Genomic DNA, 15,328 nt, shown 5'->3' with positions numbered 1-15,328 from the left:
CCGGTCACGCCGGGATCGCGTCGGTCTTCCGCTGCCACGAGCGATGTTCGCCCAGTTGCGCGAGGAACGAGGCGAGGAAGCCGTCGGGCAGGGTGGCCTCGGCCGCCGTGGTGGTCACCACGCCTTGGTCGACGAGGGTTTCGGTGTCGTCGGCCAGCTTCGAGGTCACCCCGGCCCGGCGCAGCAGGTCCAAACCGGAGCCGAAGGCGGCCACGGGCTTGGCGTGCTTGTAGGCCTCGGCGACGAAATGCACCGCGTACCCGTCGCGTTCGAGGAGGTTGATCGCGCCCGGGCCACACGGGACGACGACGGCGTCGTAAAGCACCGAAGCCATGGTGTTGAGCTGTTTGTCGGGCCGTAGGGGATCCCCTTCGCCACCCGGCCGGAGTTCGGCCTCGGTCGGCGCGAGGACCTCGGCGATCGCGCCCTGCTCGGTCAGCGCCTCGACCACGCGGCCGACGCCGATCGTGTCGACGCCATCGGCGGCGAGCACCGCGACCTTCCGGCCGGTCGGGGCGACCGGGGGCTGGTTGAGCTGGGAAAGCGCGGGGGAGGAGCGGTCGTGGTGCGGCGTGGCCGGGGCGGCGGGCACGCTCACCCCGATCCCCTCGGCCACCCGGGCCGCCAGGTCGTGGTCGACGTTGTTGAGCTCGGCGACCGTCCGCGCCCGGACCTCCCGGTCCTCGACCTTGCCGAGTTCGAACCGGAACGCGGCGACGATGTGCTCGCGTTCGACCGGGGACATGCTGTTCCAGAACAACGTCGCCTGACTGTAGAAGTCCTTGAAGCTCTCGCTGCGCTCCCGGATCTTGTGGCCCGCCACGGCTTCGGTGTAGTGGCGGAAGACGCCGGAATCGGCGATCGCCGGGCAGCCGCCGCCGAGCGAGTTCGGGAAGTAGCTCGTCCGTCCCTTGTGGACATTCTGCTGGCCGTACCCGTCGCGCTGGTTCGTGTGCACGTTCGCGATCGGCCGGTTCACCGGGAGCTGGGAGAAGTTCGGGCCGCCGAGCCGGATCAGCTGCGTGTCGAGGTACGAGAAGTTCCGTGCCTGCAACAGCGGGTCGTTGGTGAAGTCGATGCCGGGGACGATGTTCGCGGTGTGGAAGGCGATCTGCTCGGTCTCGGCGAAGAAGTCGTCGGGATTGCGGTCCAGTACCATCCGCCCGACCGGCCGCACGGGCACCTGTTCCTCGGGGATGATCTTCGTGGCGTCCAGCAGGTCGAAGTCGAAGTCGTGCTCGGAGCTCTCGTCCACCAGCTGGACGCCGAGTTCCCATTCCGGGTACTGCCCGGCCTCGATCGCGTCCCACAGGTCACGCCGGTTGAAGTCGGGGTCCTTGCCCGCGATCTTCTGGCATTCGTCCCACACCAGGGAATGCGTGCCGAGCACGGGCTTCCAGTGGAACTTCACGAAGGTGCCCTTGCCGTCGGCGTTGACGAGCCGGAAGGTGTGCACGCCGAAGCCCTGCATCATCCGGTAGCTGCGCGGCAGCGCGCGATCGGACATCAGCCAGAGCACCATGTGCAGGCTCTCCGGTTGCAGCGAAACGAAGTCCCAGAACGTGTCGTGCGCCGACTGCGCCTGCGGGATCTCGTTGTGCGGTTCGGGTTTAACCGCGTGCACGAAGTCGGGGAACTTGATGCCGTCCTGGATGAAGAACACTGGCATGTTGTTGCCGACGAGGTCGTAGTTGCCCTGCCGGGTGTAGAACTTGGTCGCGAAGCCGCGGACGTCGCGCACGGTGTCGGCGGAACCGCGTGAACCCGCGACGGTGGAGAACCGCACGAACACGGGGATCTTCTCGCCGCTGGTGAGGAATTCGGCGACCGTGTGGTCGGACAGCGCGTCGTCGTAGGCCTCGAAGAAACCGTAGGCGCCCGCGCCGCGCGCGTGCACGACCCGTTCAGGGATGCGCTCGTGGTCGAAATGCGTGATCTTCTCGCGGGCGTGGAAGTCCTCGAGCAGCGTCGGGCCACGGGCACCCGCCATCAGTGAATCGTTCGTGTGATCGACCCGGACACCCTGCTGGGTCGTCAGCGCGGACCCTTCCGGATCGACGCGGCTGCCGCCCAGTTGTTCGTCCTTCGCGTCCTCTCGATGCCGTGCCACAGCTCTCGCTCCTTCGTGGTGGTGGGTTCACTCGCGGCTACCCCGGCGCGGTTTTCGCAAAACCGCCACGTGTGCGAGGCGACGACACCGGGTAACCGGCGGGCGGGAACTTCGAGGAGGTGCGAATGACGACGGTGGACCGGCCTGCCGTACTGGAGATCCGCGACCCCGCCGACGACAGTCTCGTCGGCAGCGTCAAGACGGCGACACCCGATGGTGTGACGACGGCGATCGCGACGGCGAAACGGCGGGCCCCGGGCTGGGCCGCCACGCCTGCCGCCGAACGCGGGGTCGCGCTGAAGGACGCGGCGAGGTCGCTGCGGGGACGGGCGGGTGAACTCGCCGTCCTCATCGAAAGCGAGACCGGGAAGCCGCGCGACGAGGCCGAAGAAGGTGTCCTGGCCGGAGCCGGAACCCTGGAGCAGTACGCGGAACTGGGGCCGGTGCACCGTGGACGGTCATTGCTGGGCGATCCGTCGGCCACCGATCTGATGGTGCCGGAACCGCGGGGCGTGGTCGTCGCGCTGACGCCGTGGAACGACCCCGTCGCCGTGGCCTGCGGGCTGCTGGGCGCCGCGCTGGTCACCGGGAACACGGTGGTGCACAAGCCGAGCGAACGCTGTCCGCACACCGGAGCCTGGCTGGGGAGTGTGCTGTCGGAGGCGTTCCCCGAAGGTGTGCTGCAAACCGTGCAGGGTGACGGGAGCGTCGGCGCGGAACTGGCGGCCCACACCGGCGTCGACCTCATCGCGCACGTCGGCGGCACCGCTGCGGGCCGCTCGATCGCCGCGAGCGCGGCGCGGACGGGCGCCAAGGTGCTGCTGGAGAACGGCGGCAACGACCCGCTCGTCGTCGACGCCGGGGTGGATCCGGTCTGGGCGGCCGAGCAGGCGGCGACCGGGGCCTTCGCCAATTCCGGGCAGATCTGCGTCTCGGTCGAACGGATCCATGTGCACCAGGACGTCGCCGACGCCTTCCTCACCGCTCTGGTCGCCGAAGCGGGCAATCGCGACCTGGCCCCGCTCGTCGACCGGCGTCACCGCGAGGGCGTGCACGCGCAGGTCACGGAGGCGATCGCGCAGGGCGCCGATCCGCTCGTGGGCGGTGTGCTGCCGGACGGCCCCGGTGCCTTCTACCCGGCGACCGTCCTCGCGGGATGCACCCCGGGGATGCGGGTCCTCACCGAGGAGACCTTCGGCCCGGTCGCACCGGTGACGGTCGCCGCGGACTTCGAACAGGCACTCGAACAGGCCGCCGCCGGCGACTACGGTCTCGCGGCCACGGTGCTCACCCCTTCGATGGCGCACGCGCAGCGGGCCTGGCGCGAACTCCCGGCCGGCACCGTGAAGATCAACAACGTCTTCGGCGGCGCGCCCGGCGGGGCCGCCCAGCCACGAGGAGCCAGCGGCAGCGGCTACGGCTACGGGCCGGAACTGCTCGACGAGATGACCCAGACCAAGGTCGTCCACCTGGCGCCGCCTGGGCCGTGATGGACCTCCGGAGCCGATGGGCGGCGCCGTTCGCCTGGGCCGCCCGGGCTTTCCGGGTTCCGGGGGAAGAACGCCGGAGTCTCATCCAGACCACGAAAGCCACCGCGGCCGCGGTGATCGCGTGGATCATCGCGTCTTCGGTGCTACGGCTGCCCCAGCCCTTTCTGGCGCCGTATGCGGCGGTGTTCCTGGTGCAGGCCACCGTCTACCGCTCGTTGCGCGGCTGGGCGCAGCAGGTCGGCGCGGTCGGGGTGGGAGTGCTGCTCGCGGCGGGCGCCGGGCAGTTCATCCCCTCGATGACAGTGGCGCTCGGACTGGTCATCTTCATCGGGTTGCTGATCGGCGCGTGGCGCGGTTTCGGCGATTCGGGGGTCTGGGTCGGGATCACCGGCATGCTGCTGATCTCCTACGGCAACGCGACCGAACCCATCCTGCTCGCCGACAGGCTGCTGGAAACCGCGCTGGGCGCGGCGACCGGCGCGGTGCTGAACGCGGTGATCCTGCCCCCGCTGCACGGCGAACGCCTGCGGGCGGCGACTTCCCGGCTGGCTTCGGCGATCGCCGACGTCCTCGCCGAGACCGCGGCACTGGTCCGCGACGGCGAGCCGCCCGAGGCGACCGAAGTCCTGTACGACCGCGTGCGTGACGTCCGCAGCCTGGTCGCGGAGGCGGAGGACGCGATCGGCTGGACCAGGGAAGGCCGGTACTTGAACCTGCGGGGACGGCGTGAGGCGGGAGAGGAGCCCTTGTCGAACCTCATCTCCCTGTGGCAGCCGCTCGCCCAGCTGATCGACGCGGTGAGCGAAGCCGCCCGGAGCGAGCTGCCGTTCCGGCATCCCGGCGAATACGCGCGCGGGGTGGTCGGCGACCTGCTCGAAGCGCTCGCCGAGGTGGCCCGTTCGGGCGACGCGGACAAGCTCGACCGATGCCGCAAGCTGCTCGACGAGATCGACCACCTGCTCGTCACGCCGACGGAGGAGGTCACGACCTCGATCGGGCTGGGGGCGATGGCGTTGCCCGCCCGCCGTCTGGTCGAGCGCCTCCGCGCCGATTAAGCCGGGGCGACGGCGGGTAACCGTACCCATGACCAGCAGCGGTAAGCGGATCGTGGTCACCGGCGCCACCGGCAACGTCGGGACGGCGGTGGTCCGTGCATTGGGCGCGGACCCCGAGGTCGGCTCGATCGTCGGCGTGGCGAGGCGCCCGAGTCGCTGGGAGAGCCCGAAGACCGAGTTCGTCACCGCCGACGTCGCGCGTGACGACCTCCGCGCCGTGTTCGACGGGGCCGACGCGGTGATCCACCTGGCCTGGCTCTTCCAGCCGACGCACCGGCCCGAGATCACCTGGCGCTCCAACGTGCTGGGGTCGATCCGGGTCTTCGAAACCGTCCAGGCGATGAGGGTGCCGGCGCTGGTGTACGCGTCGTCGATCGGGGCGTACTCGCCGAGGGACGACGACCACCCGGTGACCGAGGACTGGCCGACCCACGGCTCGCCGAGTGCGGCGTACACCCGTGAAAAGGCTTATGTGGAAAGGGTTCTCGAGGCGTTCGACCGGAGTCATCCGCGGCTGCGGGTGGTGCGGGTGCGTCCGGGGTTCCTCTTCCAGAAGGCCGCCGCACCCGAACAGCGCCGTCTTTTCGGCGGACCGCTCGTACCGGGCAAGCTCGTGCGGCCGTCGCTGATCCCGGTGCTCCCGGACCTCCCGCAGCTGCGGATCCAGACCGCGCACACCGACGACGTGGCCGACGCGTACCGCCGCTGCGCGCTCCAGGACGTCAAGGGCGCCTTCAACATCGCCGCCGATCCGGTGCTGGACACCCGTGCGCTCGCGCGGATCTTCGGCGCCAAGCCGGTGAAGGTCCCGGCGATCTTCGTCCGGCGCGCGCTCGCCGCGGCCTGGTCGCTGCACCTGATCCCGGCCACGCCAGGACTTTTCGACGCAGTCCTGCACCTTCCGGTGATGGACTGCACGCGTGCCAGGGAAGAACTGGGCTGGACGCCGCGATACTCCTCGGAGGACGCGATCGAAGCGTTCCTCAAGGGGCTGCGGGAAGGCGAAGGATTCCCGACCGAACCGCTGAAAGCCGACGTCGGCAGGGGCCACGAACTGGCCACCGGAGTGGGGGAGCGGCCGTGAACGAGAAGGAACTGCTGCACACGCTGACCAAGGTGGTGTCCACTTTGGACAGGACGTCGGTGCGATTCGCCGTCGCGGGCGGACTCGCGGTGTACGCGCGGGGCGGCCCGCCGTCGGATCACGACGTCGACCTCTTCCTCAAGCACGAAGACATCCCCGAAGCGGCGAAAGCCCTGGAAGCCGCGGGGCTGAGACGGGTGTGCCCACCCGAGGACTGGCTCACCAAGGTCTACGACGGCGACTGCCTCGTCGACCTGATCTTCCGGCCCAACCATCGCCCGGTCACCGACGAGATGCTCGACCGCGCCTCGCTGATGCGGGTCGGGCCGACCGCCGCCCCCGTGCTCAACGGGACCGATCTGCTCGTCGACAAGGTTCTCGTTCTCAGCCCGCACCGCTGCGATTTCGGGCCGCTGCTGCGGATCGCCCGCGACCTCCGTGAACAGGTCGACTGGCACCGGGTGGCGGAAGAGACCGCCGAATCCCCGTACGCGTGGTCGTTCCTGACCCTGCTCGCGGCACTGTCCATCATCGACGGAAAGGAGCTCCCGATGCCCGCGGAAGCACCCCAGTACCTGGTCGCCAGGCTGACCAAGGCGCTGGCCGAAGATCCGAGGACCGCCGAACTCGGCGTGCACGTCACCGTGCGCGGCGACCAGGTCCGGCTCAGCGGCGAGGTCCCGTGCGCCAACCGCAAGGCCGACATCGAGGCGGTCGTCTGCGAACACATCGCGGCCGAACTGGTGCACAACGACGTCCGGCTGGCCGACGTCCGTGAACCGGCGCACGCCGAGGAGATCCGGTGATCCGGGTCGCCGCGGTCGGGGACGTCCACCTCGGGGAGGACAACCGAGGCCTGCTGCGGCCGGCACTGGACAACATCGCCGAACACGCCGACGTGCTGCTGCTCGCGGGTGACCTCACCCGGCACGGCAGCATCGAGGAGGCCAGGGTGGTCGCCGACGAGTTCGCCGGACTCGACGTCCCCGTGGTGTCGGTGCTCGGCAACCACGACTACCACTCGGACGAGGCGGAGGCGATCAGCGGACTGCTGGAGGAAAGCGGGATCACCGTTCTCGAAGGCTCGGCCACCACGGTGGAACTGGAAGGCGGGAAGCTCGGCGTCGCCGGGGTGAAGGGTTTCGGCGGCGGGTTCGCGGGCAAATGCGGGAGCCGGTTCGGCGAACGCGAGATGAAGGACTTCATCGAGCACACCATGGCGGCCGCCAAGCGGCTGCGCACCGCGCTGGAAGGGCTCGAACACGAGCAACCCGACATGATCGTCGCGCTGACGCACTACTCGCCGATCCCCGGCACACTGCACGGCGAACCGCCGGAGATCCACCCGTTCCTGGGGTCGTATCTGCTGTGCGAGCCGATCGACGACGCCAAGGTGGCGCTCGCGGTGCACGGGCACGCGCACTACGGCAGCGAGCAGGGCGTCAGCCCGGGCGGGGTCCCGGTGCGCAACGTCGCCCAGCCGGTGATCCGCGCGGCGTATGCGACATACGTCCTCGAACCCGCGAAGGTGCCGGCATGAGGGAGCGATTCCACGGGCAACTGAGCGGCCTCGGCGAACGCCTGTCGGGTATGTGCGGCATGGCGTGCGAGGAACTACGGCTCGCCAACCGGGTCTTCCTCGACGGGGACGCCGAGGCCGCCGCCGAGCTGGCGACGGTCGAGGCGAAGCTGAACGCGGCACGGACCGAATGCGAAGAGGCCGCGCAGAAACTGCTCGCCCTGCAGGCGCCCGTCGCGCGGGACCTGCCGGCCGTGCTCGCGGCGGTGTACTGCGCCGACCGGCTGGAGCGGATGGGCGACCTCGCCCAGCACATCGCCGAACAGGCCGCGCGAGCGCCCGAATTCGCCGTCCCCGACGCACTCGCCGGACGCTTCGGCGAGATGGCCGGGCTGGTCGTTTCGATGGCGGAAGATCTCGGTGTGGCGATCGAGGGACCGACGGCGGAGGTGTTCCCTTCGCTGGCCCGGTCCGATCAGCGCGTCGACGCGCTGTACGAGGAGCTGATGACGCTGGTGACCGCGCCGGACTGGGCCGACGGTGTCGCGCCCGCGATCTCGGTGGCGCTGCTGGCGCGGTTCTACGAGCGGTTCGCGGACCAGGTCGTGTCCGTGGCGCGACGGGTGGACTTCGCGCTCACCGGGGAACTGCCCGAATCTTCGGTGCGGGATGTTCCTGCGGGGCTCTGAGGTCGCTGGGTCTCCTGCGACAACGGAAAACGTTCCATGAGGGCCTCCTTCCCTACCTTGAGAGTAGGGAAGGAGGCCCTCACGGATTGGGGCACTCAGGTGGCGCGGTCTTCCAGCGCGTCCCGGATCTTGTCGATGAAAGCCGTTCCCGGCGCCAGTATCCGGTTCGCCGGCGGGCGGTCGGGTGCGGCGGGGTGCGGCCGGGTGGGGGCGATCTCCTTGGCCCGCACCACTTTCTCGCCCAGCTCCCGCAGGTCTTCCGGCGAGCAGGCGGCCTGCAGTTTCGGCAGCAGGTCGCTTTCCTCTTCGATGTGGTGCCGGACGTCCTCGATCAGCTTGCCGACCAGTTCGTCGAACCGCTTGTCCGTCGGTTCCAGGCCGATGAGGTCGTTCATCACCCGCTCGGCTTCGGCGTGCTCCTCGATCTCGTGGTCGGCGACCTTGTCACCGTCGGGGAGGTGCTTCCGCGCGGCGGGGTACATGTGCTGCTCTTCCGCGATCGAATGCCGGACGAGTTCGGCGATCACGTGGTCCGCGAGGTCCTTGCGGTGCTGATCACCGCCCTTACCGGACTCGAGTTCCTTGAAGATCCGCTCGAAGGCCCGGTGATCCTCCGTGATCACCGAGACGAGGTCGTGTTTCGTGGTGGTGGTCATGGACACTCCTGTCCGTGGTCGTCAGTCCGACGCCTCACGGATACCCGCCGTCCGCGGTTCAATCACCCGGATTCGTCGGTGACGTGATGGGGTGCGCCGACGGGTTTCGATTCCGGGGATCCGCGCTGGCGCAGGTACACGCTGAACACCGCCATCGAGCCGATGGCGAGGAATTCCGACTGCCAGTTCTGCAGGGTGCGGTTCCAGAAGTCGGACGACACCAGATAGCCGGACCACGACTCCGGATCGCCGAATTCGGTGAGCTGTTCGGCGTTGTAGGCGCTCATCCCGGCCACGGACTGCGCCAGCCACGACAGCAGGAACAGTCCCAGCATCACCAGGCCGAGTGACATCGAGAAGATCCCCGTCCGCCAGCCGCCCGCCCGCGCCCATTTCGGCGACCCGGCCGTCACGTGCGGGCCGATCTGCTGGTCCTTGTCCGTTTCCAGCCCGACCCGGCCCGCCGGTTTCGATTCGGGTGAACCCCGTTGCAACAGCCACACGGTCGCGAACACGTACAGGAAGAACTGGAGGTATTCCGATTGCCAGTTTTCGGCGACGTCGACGGCGAAGTCCGCGGACGTCACGTAGTCGAGCAGGCCGATCGGTTCGGCGGCGTGGCTGAGTCGCCTGTCGTTGTAGTCGGCGAGGCCTGCCAGTGCCTGCCCGGCGAGACTCAGCAGGAACAGCAGCCCGAAACTCAGCGAAAGGGCGTTGTCACGCAGAAACCGCCGCATCATCCGCCCCTTTCACCGGTGCAGCAGACCCAGTAGGACGCAATAGCCGAGGACGGCCACGACGAAGACGAGATAGACGGTGAACACCGGACGCGCTTTCATGGCCCACCCACCGCGCAGTCGTAGACCTGTTCGTTGCGGTGGCGGCAGCCCGCTCCCGTGATCAGCCAGCCGGTGGAGGACTCGTGCAGGAAGAGGGTGTCGCGGGCGGTCTTCACCTGGGCTTCTTCGCTCCAGATCGCCACCGTCTCGGGGGTTCCATCCGGGACGTTCGCGCCCGACAGGCCGCGTTCGCAGCTTTCCGGCGCCCAGGATTCCCGCGCCCGTGGTGCCAGCAAGGCGCATGCCGAGCGATGATCACCCGACGCGAGTGCGTCGAGGAACCGCCCGGCCGTCTCTTTCACCGGCTCTTGCCCGCTCGCTCCGGTACAACCGCCGAGCAGCAGGCAGAAACCGAACGCCAGCGTTTTGACGATCACGGAACCGGGGTACCCCGCTGTGCCCTGGTTCACACCTGGGGTCAGGAGGCGGGGTAGTGGTTCTCCCGCAGCAGGTTCGCCAGGTGGACGGCGTTGCGCGCCAGGGTCGCGTTGGTCGATTCGACCGCTTCCGGCGTTTCGTCGAGGTCGTTGTAGTCGCCGCCCTGCATCGCCTCGCCGTTCCAGTAGGTCCCGCCCTGTGCGGGCACGGTGAAGCCGACGTCGTCGAGGGCCTGGAACAGGTCCGCGGTGATCTTGTGCGCGCCGTCCTCGTTGCCGACGACGGCGGTGACCGCGACCTTGCCGAACATCGCGGGCCTGCCCTCGTCGTCCGTTTCGGACAGTTCGGCGTCGAGCCGTTCCAGTACGCGCTGGGCCACACTGGACATGTGGCCGACCCAGGTCGGCGTCGAGATCAGCAGGATGTCGGCCGCGGCGATCTTGCGGCGGATCTCCGGCCAGGCGTCGCCGTCACCCATGTCGGCCCGCACCCCCGGTTTGACGTCGTGGTCGACCACGCGCACGAGTTCACCGGTGGCGCCGCGTTCGGCCAGCTTGTCGAGGAGCTGCTGGGCGATCAGCGCGCTGCTCGACGGCGCGGGCGACGGTTTGAGCGAGCACACCAGTGCGAGGGCCTTCAACGGCTGGGTCATCGTGTCCTCCTGTTCGGATCGGTACCGAGCCCCGTATGGGTGAAGCCCGCCTCGGCGACGGCCGCCGGGTCCAGGAGGTTCCTGGCGTCGACGACGACGGCGCGTTCGGTCGCGGCGGCGAGCCGCTCCCAGTCGAGCTCGCGGAACTCGGGCCATTCGGTGAGCACGACCAGCGCCGCCGCGTCCTTCGCCACCAGGTACGGGTCGTCGACGACCTGCACGATGTCCGGTTCGACGGTTTCGACCCCGGGGTCGTACGCGGTCAGCACCGCGCCGCTCCTGGCGAGCTCCCGCGCCACGGCGAGGGCGGGCGAATCGCGCAGATCCCCGGTCCCCGCCTTGAACGCCAGCCCGAGCAACCCGATGCGGATGCCCGAGAGCGAGCCGTCCGAAACACCGGTGATCGCGCGGCGGATCTTCCGCACCACGGCCGCCCGCTGGCGCGCGTTGGCCTTCATGGCGTCACGGAGGATGCCGAAGTCGACGCCCGCGTGTTCGGCGGTCCGCAGCAGCGCGGCGGTGTCCTTGGGCAGGCACGAGCCGCCCCAGCCGGGGCCGGGGACGAGGAAGGCGGGGCCGATCCGGGAGTCGAGGCCCATGAGCCGCCCGACGTCGCGGATGTCGGCGCCGTAGTGCTCGCACAGTTCGGCGAGGACGTTCACATAGGACACTTTCAGTGCCAGGAAAGCGTTGCTGGCGTATTTCGCGAGCTCGGCGCTCGCCGGATCGGTGAACCACAGCGGCGCGTTCGTCTCCCCGTACAACGCCGCCACCCGCTCGGCCGCCGCCCGGTTCTCCGGCACCGAGCCGATGACGATCCGGTCGGGGTTCAGGAAGTCTTCGACGGCGTGCCCCTCCCGGAGGAACTCGGGGTTGCTCACCACGGGCAGATCCGGCCTTCCGAGCAACTCCGCCAGCCGGGTCCCGGTGCCGACCGGGACGGTGGACTTCGTGACGACGACACAGCCGGGTGCCAGCAGGCCGGGGAGGGTGGCCACGACCTCCTCCAGCACCCGGACGTCGGGGTCGCCGTCCTTCCCTTTCGGGGTGGGCAGGCAGAGCAGTACGACGTCCACATCGGACAGCTCACGGCCGTCGGTGGTGAACCGGAGCCGTCCACAGCTCAGCCCGTCTCGGACGAGTTCCGTGAGCCCGGGCTCGGCGATGGTGACCTCGCCCCGGCCGAGCTCGTCCACTTTGGACCGATCGTTGTCGACGCAGACCACTTCATGCCCGAGATGAGTGAAGCACGCGGCGCTCGTGAGCCCGACGTAGCCGGCACCGATCACCCCCACCCGTTCAGTCACGGGAAACCCCCGTCCGGAGGAGGTCTTCGGCCGCGGTGAGGACGCGTTCCTCGCGCAACAGCAGCAGTCCCGGATCCGGGTCGCCGCCATGCGGGTCGCCGACGTCACCCACCCAGAGGACCGTGTGCTGCCGGGCTTCGGGAGGCGGGCCCCAGAACTGCGGCGGGGTCGGCCCGAACAGCAGGACGGATGGCGTGCCGTACGCGGTGGCGAGGTGCCCGACCCCGGTGTCACCACAGATCACCAGCCGCGCCTCCGCCACCGTCGCGGCCAGTTCGGCGAGCCCGGCGTCGCCGGCGAGCACCGCTTCGTCGGGCAGGCCTGCCGCCTCCGCGATCTCGCGGGCGAGCGGGACCTCCGCCGCGTTTCCGGTGACGACCACCCGATGCTGCTCGGCGAGCGCCCGCGCCACCCGCGCGTACCGGTCCGGCGGCCAGCGCCGGGCAGCGAACGCGGCACCGGGATGGATCACCACCGCGCCCGCCGCCGGGCTGGGCCCGGGAGGCGGCGGCAGCGCGAGGTCGGTGCGGTCGGCCGGGATGCGGGCGGCCTCGACCAGACGGCACCAGCGGTCGACTTCGTGCACTTCGGCAGGCCAGTCCGGACCATCGACGCCGGGGAAGTCCGGATGCCGGTGGGTGATCAGTTCGAGCGGGTCCTGTGCGAGCAGATCGTGGATGCTCTCCGGGCCGCGGCCGTGCAGGTTCACCGCCAGCCGCGGCGGCTCGCCGGGCCAGGACAGTTCGCCGAGCCCGGCCGTCGGGAGCAGTTCGTCCACCGCGTCGATCAGTTCGACGATGTCACGGAGATTCTCGGGGGCGGCCAGCACCAGCCGCTCGCCGTCGAAGGCGCGCCGCAGGGCCCGCAGCGCGGGAACCGCGGTGAGCAGATCCCCCAGGCCGAGGGCGCGCAGCACGAGGATGCCACCGGTCACGGCCAGGACCCTTCTTCCGAAGCGCAGACCACGAGTTCGCGGACCTCACAGCCGGGCGGCTGGGAGAGGGCGAAGACCACGGAGGCCGCGACGTGCTCGGGCTGGTTGAGTTTCGCGTCCGGCGGCGGCTTGTACTGCTCGGCCCGGTCGTCGAAGAACGCCGTGTGCATGCCGCCGGGTACGAGGAGGGTCACGCCGACGCGGCCCGCGAGCTCCATGGCGAGTGCCCTCGTGAAGCCGACGACACCGAATTTCGAGGCGCAGTAGGCACTCGCGTCCCCGGCCACGCGCAGCCCGAGTGTCGACGCGCAGGTCACCACCGTGCCGTGGCTCAGCCGCAGATGGGGCAGTGCCGCGCGGACGACCGCGGCCGTGCCGAGCAGATTGACCCGGATCACGCGTTCCCAGTCCGCCGTGGACACTTCGTCGAGCGGGCCGCACGCGTCGGTCCCCGCCGCGGTGAAGACGCCGTCGATCCCGCCCGCACGTTCGGCGAGTTCGTCCACCGCCCTCGCGGCCTCGGCGGAATCGGACAGATCGGCCAGGACGAAGGCGACGTCGCCCGCCGGTTCGGCGCGGTCGATGACCAGTGGGGTGCCACCCGCCTCGCGGACGGCCTCGACGGTCGCGGCGCCGAGGCCGGAGGCACCGCCGGTGATCAGGATGTTGCCGAGAGGACGCATCATGCTCCTTCCGCCGCGGCCACCAGCCGGGAGGTGGAATAGCCGCGGATGGTCGGGATCAGGACGATCTCGCCGCCGTGCCGGCGGACCACGGCGCTTTCGGGGAGTTCCGTGTCCGCGTAGTCGCCGCCCTTGACCCAGACGTCGGGGCGCAGGCGATCCAGCACGGCGGCGGGATCGGGTTCGTCGAACACCACGACGGCGTCGACGGAGCTGAGTTCGGTGAGCAGTCTGGCGCGGTCGCGGGCGGTCACGATCGGCCGTCCCGGTCCTTTCAGGCCGCGCACCGACGCGTCGGAATTGAGACAGACGACGAGGGCGTCACCCAGGGCCCGTGCCTGCCGGAGCAGGCTGGCGTGGCCGGGGTGCAGCAGGTCGAAACAGCCGCCGGTGGCGACCAGCCTGCCGCCCCGCGCGCGGACCCGCGCCGCCACGTCGAACGCGGAAGCACCGTGGTGGCCGCTCTCCGGCACGGGTGTGTTGTCCACAGTGGACAAGGTGGCGGCACCGCCGGTCGCCACGAACCTGGCCGCCGTCTCGACCCCGGTGGCCACCGCGTCGGCGGTGGACGCGCCGTCGAGCAGTGCGGCGGCGACCGCGGACGCGAAGCGATCACCCGCGCCGCAGGTGTCCTTGGCGACGATGCCCGACGGAGGCCGGAACGTCGTGCACGCCCCGCCCTCGGTCAGGACGGCGCCGCGCGAACCGGTGGTGACGCTGACCGCGTCGGCCTTCCAGAGCGCGTGCAGCTGCTTCGCCAGGTCTTCGGCGTCGGCGCGGGTCTCGGTGAACTGTTCGGCTTCGGCGAGATTCGGGGTGGCCACCCGGATCCCCGTCACGGGCTCCGTGCCGCGAGGATGCGGATCCCAGACGATCGGGATCGTGGCCGCCAGTTCGGCCAGCAGCGCGCGGATCTCCGGATGACCGGTCACGCCGCGACCGTAGTCGGCGACGAGGATCGCGCCCGCCGAGCGCAGCGCCTCCCGGACTTCGGCGGTCAGCGGAGAGAACTCGGCGTGGCCGTCGCCGCTGTCGAGCCGGACGAGCGATTGCCCGGCCGCGCGCACCCGCGTCTTGGTGACCGTGGTGCCGCACAAGGGCATCGGCACCACACGGAGTTCGCGTTCCAGCAGCCCGGATAGGGTCCGGCCCGCCTGATCGCCGCCCAGCGGGGCGACGAGGACCACCTCGGCGGTGGACCGGGCCGCGAGCAACGCGGCCAGCCCGGCGCCACCCGGCCGCCGCCATTCGCGGGCGAGGTCGACCACGGGCACCGGCGCGTCCGGGCAGAGCCGGTCCGAGGTGCCGTCGACGTCGACGTCCAGCAGGGCGTCGCCCAGTACGACCAGCGGCCTCACGTCGGCACCCCGAGCGCGTCGTCGAACGCGGTGCACAGGGCGTGCACCAGCGCGAGGTGGACCTCCTGCACGGTGGCCATCGACGGCGCCTCCACCGGGATCGCGTCGGCGCACAGCGCGGCGAGCGGATTGGGGGAGGGGCCGGTGATCGCCCAGGTGGTGACGCCCAGTTCGTGGGCGGCCTTCGCGGCCGCGACGACGTTCTGGCTGCCCCCGCTGGTCGAAAGGCAGACCAGGATGTCGCCGGGACGGCCGTGCGCGCGCACCTGCCTGGCGAACACCTCGTGCTCGCCGTAGTCGTTGACGATGGCCGTCACGGCGGAGGTGTCCGCGTGCAGGGCGATCGCCGAGAACGGCTGCCGGTCGTTGCGGAACCGGCCGACCAGTTCCCCGGTGAGATGCTGCGCTTCGGCGGCGCTCCCGCCGTTGCCGCAAGCGAACAGCCGCCCGCCGGAGGACAGCACGGTGGCCAGATGGTCACCCCAGTCACGGATCTTCGGCGCCCAGGAAGCGGACTTCCCGGCTGCCTCGCTCAACGCTGCGAAGTGTTCTTCGATCACGACACACCTCCAAG

General features: G+C 70.3%; 16 protein-coding genes. 6 read left to right on the top strand and 10 right to left on the bottom strand.

Features of this window, described 5'->3' with window-relative positions; all coding sequences use genetic code 11:
- Positions 1-4: 4 nt before the first annotated feature.
- Complete coding sequence (locus tag DMH03_RS26510; protein ID WP_125794733.1) at positions 5-2,110, bottom strand: catalase; 2,106 nt, start codon at positions 2,108-2,110, stop codon at positions 5-7.
- Positions 2,111-2,235: 125 nt separating this feature from the next.
- Here DMH03_RS26510 and DMH03_RS26505 point away from each other — a divergent pair, with 125 nt between their 5' ends.
- From DMH03_RS26505 to DMH03_RS26480, 6 genes are read left to right on the top strand one after another with little or no spacing between them, the layout of a single operon-like run.
- Positions 2,236-3,600 carry an aldehyde dehydrogenase gene (locus DMH03_RS26505; RefSeq protein ID WP_125794732.1) on the top strand — a complete coding sequence of 455 codons (1,365 nt, stop codon included), beginning with the start codon at positions 2,236-2,238 and terminating at the stop codon, positions 3,598-3,600.
- Entirely contained in the window at positions 3,600-4,655 is a 1,056-nt protein-coding gene (locus DMH03_RS26500) for an aromatic acid exporter family protein (RefSeq protein ID WP_125794731.1), read from the top strand. Before DMH03_RS26505 ends, DMH03_RS26500 begins: the two co-directional genes overlap by 1 nt.
- 28 nt (positions 4,656-4,683) lie before the next feature.
- A complete protein-coding gene (locus DMH03_RS26495; protein WP_125794730.1) occupies positions 4,684-5,739 on the top strand; it encodes an NAD-dependent epimerase/dehydratase family protein in 1,056 nt (351 codons plus the stop codon).
- The gene (locus tag DMH03_RS26490) at positions 5,736-6,545 is read left to right on the top strand and encodes a nucleotidyltransferase family protein (RefSeq protein WP_125794729.1); all 810 of its coding nucleotides are present in this window, start codon (positions 5,736-5,738) and stop codon (positions 6,543-6,545) included. Before DMH03_RS26495 ends, DMH03_RS26490 begins: the two co-directional genes overlap by 4 nt.
- Entirely contained in the window at positions 6,542-7,279 is a 738-nt protein-coding gene (locus tag DMH03_RS26485) for a metallophosphoesterase (protein WP_125794728.1), read from the top strand. The genes DMH03_RS26490 and DMH03_RS26485 overlap by 4 nt, the downstream gene beginning before the upstream one ends.
- Positions 7,276-7,947, top strand: coding sequence for a PhoU domain-containing protein (locus tag DMH03_RS26480; RefSeq protein WP_125794727.1), 672 nt, complete (start codon positions 7,276-7,278; stop codon positions 7,945-7,947). The genes DMH03_RS26485 and DMH03_RS26480 overlap by 4 nt, the downstream gene beginning before the upstream one ends.
- A gap of 95 nt (positions 7,948-8,042) precedes the next feature.
- Here DMH03_RS26480 and DMH03_RS26475 read toward each other — a convergent pair whose 3' ends face one another.
- From DMH03_RS26475 to DMH03_RS26435, 9 genes are all read right to left on the bottom strand, one after another.
- Positions 8,043-8,603 carry a hemerythrin domain-containing protein gene (locus DMH03_RS26475; protein WP_125794726.1) on the bottom strand — a complete coding sequence of 187 codons (561 nt, stop codon included), beginning with the start codon at positions 8,601-8,603 and terminating at the stop codon, positions 8,043-8,045.
- Positions 8,604-8,665: 62 nt separating this feature from the next.
- Positions 8,666-9,340 (bottom strand): DUF6766 family protein, encoded by a 675-nt coding sequence (locus DMH03_RS26470; protein WP_199749038.1) that lies wholly within the window; start codon positions 9,338-9,340, stop codon positions 8,666-8,668.
- A gap of 98 nt (positions 9,341-9,438) precedes the next feature.
- Positions 9,439-9,819, bottom strand: coding sequence for a hypothetical protein (locus DMH03_RS26465; protein ID WP_125794724.1), 381 nt, complete (start codon positions 9,817-9,819; stop codon positions 9,439-9,441).
- Between the two features lie 41 nt (positions 9,820-9,860).
- The gene (locus DMH03_RS26460; protein ID WP_125794723.1) at positions 9,861-10,472 is read right to left on the bottom strand and encodes a flavodoxin family protein; all 612 of its coding nucleotides are present in this window, start codon (positions 10,470-10,472) and stop codon (positions 9,861-9,863) included.
- Positions 10,469-11,767: a UDP-glucose/GDP-mannose dehydrogenase family protein gene (locus tag DMH03_RS26455; protein WP_125794804.1), complete on the bottom strand. Its 1,299-nt coding sequence runs from the start codon at positions 11,765-11,767 to the stop codon at positions 10,469-10,471. The genes DMH03_RS26460 and DMH03_RS26455 overlap by 4 nt, the downstream gene beginning before the upstream one ends.
- A gap of 4 nt (positions 11,768-11,771) precedes the next feature.
- Complete coding sequence (locus DMH03_RS26450) at positions 11,772-12,713, bottom strand: glycosyltransferase family 9 protein (RefSeq protein ID WP_370310856.1); 942 nt, start codon at positions 12,711-12,713, stop codon at positions 11,772-11,774.
- Positions 12,710-13,396 carry an SDR family oxidoreductase gene (locus DMH03_RS26445; protein WP_125794803.1) on the bottom strand — a complete coding sequence of 229 codons (687 nt, stop codon included), beginning with the start codon at positions 13,394-13,396 and terminating at the stop codon, positions 12,710-12,712. The genes DMH03_RS26450 and DMH03_RS26445 overlap by 4 nt, the downstream gene beginning before the upstream one ends.
- A complete protein-coding gene (locus tag DMH03_RS26440; RefSeq protein WP_125794721.1) occupies positions 13,396-14,754 on the bottom strand; it encodes a PfkB family carbohydrate kinase in 1,359 nt (452 codons plus the stop codon). Before DMH03_RS26440 ends, DMH03_RS26445 begins: the two co-directional genes overlap by 1 nt.
- A complete protein-coding gene (locus DMH03_RS26435; RefSeq protein WP_199749035.1) occupies positions 14,751-15,314 on the bottom strand; it encodes an SIS domain-containing protein in 564 nt (187 codons plus the stop codon). Before DMH03_RS26435 ends, DMH03_RS26440 begins: the two co-directional genes overlap by 4 nt.
- Positions 15,315-15,328 lie beyond the last annotated feature (14 nt).

Origin of the sequence: Amycolatopsis sp. WAC 01376 (assembly GCF_003947415.1) — a bacterium.
GTDB lineage: Bacteria > Actinomycetota > Actinomycetes > Mycobacteriales > Pseudonocardiaceae > Amycolatopsis.
This window is presented reverse-complemented; position numbering and strand designations above follow the sequence as displayed.

Coding starts and splice junctions, on each gene's coding strand:
- DMH03_RS26480 (WP_125794727.1), top strand. CDS start 7,276: ATGAGGGAGCGATTCCACGGGCAACTGAGCGGCCTCGGCGAACGCCTG.
- DMH03_RS26475 (WP_125794726.1), bottom strand. CDS start 8,603: ATGACCACCACCACGAAACACGACCTCGTCTCGGTGATCACGGAGGAT.
- DMH03_RS26495 (WP_125794730.1), top strand. CDS start 4,684: ATGACCAGCAGCGGTAAGCGGATCGTGGTCACCGGCGCCACCGGCAAC.
- DMH03_RS26460 (WP_125794723.1), bottom strand. CDS start 10,472: ATGACCCAGCCGTTGAAGGCCCTCGCACTGGTGTGCTCGCTCAAACCG.
- DMH03_RS26445 (WP_125794803.1), bottom strand. CDS start 13,396: ATGCGTCCTCTCGGCAACATCCTGATCACCGGCGGTGCCTCCGGCCTC.
- DMH03_RS26470 (WP_199749038.1), bottom strand. CDS start 9,340: ATGCGGCGGTTTCTGCGTGACAACGCCCTTTCGCTGAGTTTCGGGCTG.
- DMH03_RS26505 (WP_125794732.1), top strand. CDS start 2,236: ATGACGACGGTGGACCGGCCTGCCGTACTGGAGATCCGCGACCCCGCC.
- DMH03_RS26500 (WP_125794731.1), top strand. CDS start 3,600: ATGGACCTCCGGAGCCGATGGGCGGCGCCGTTCGCCTGGGCCGCCCGG.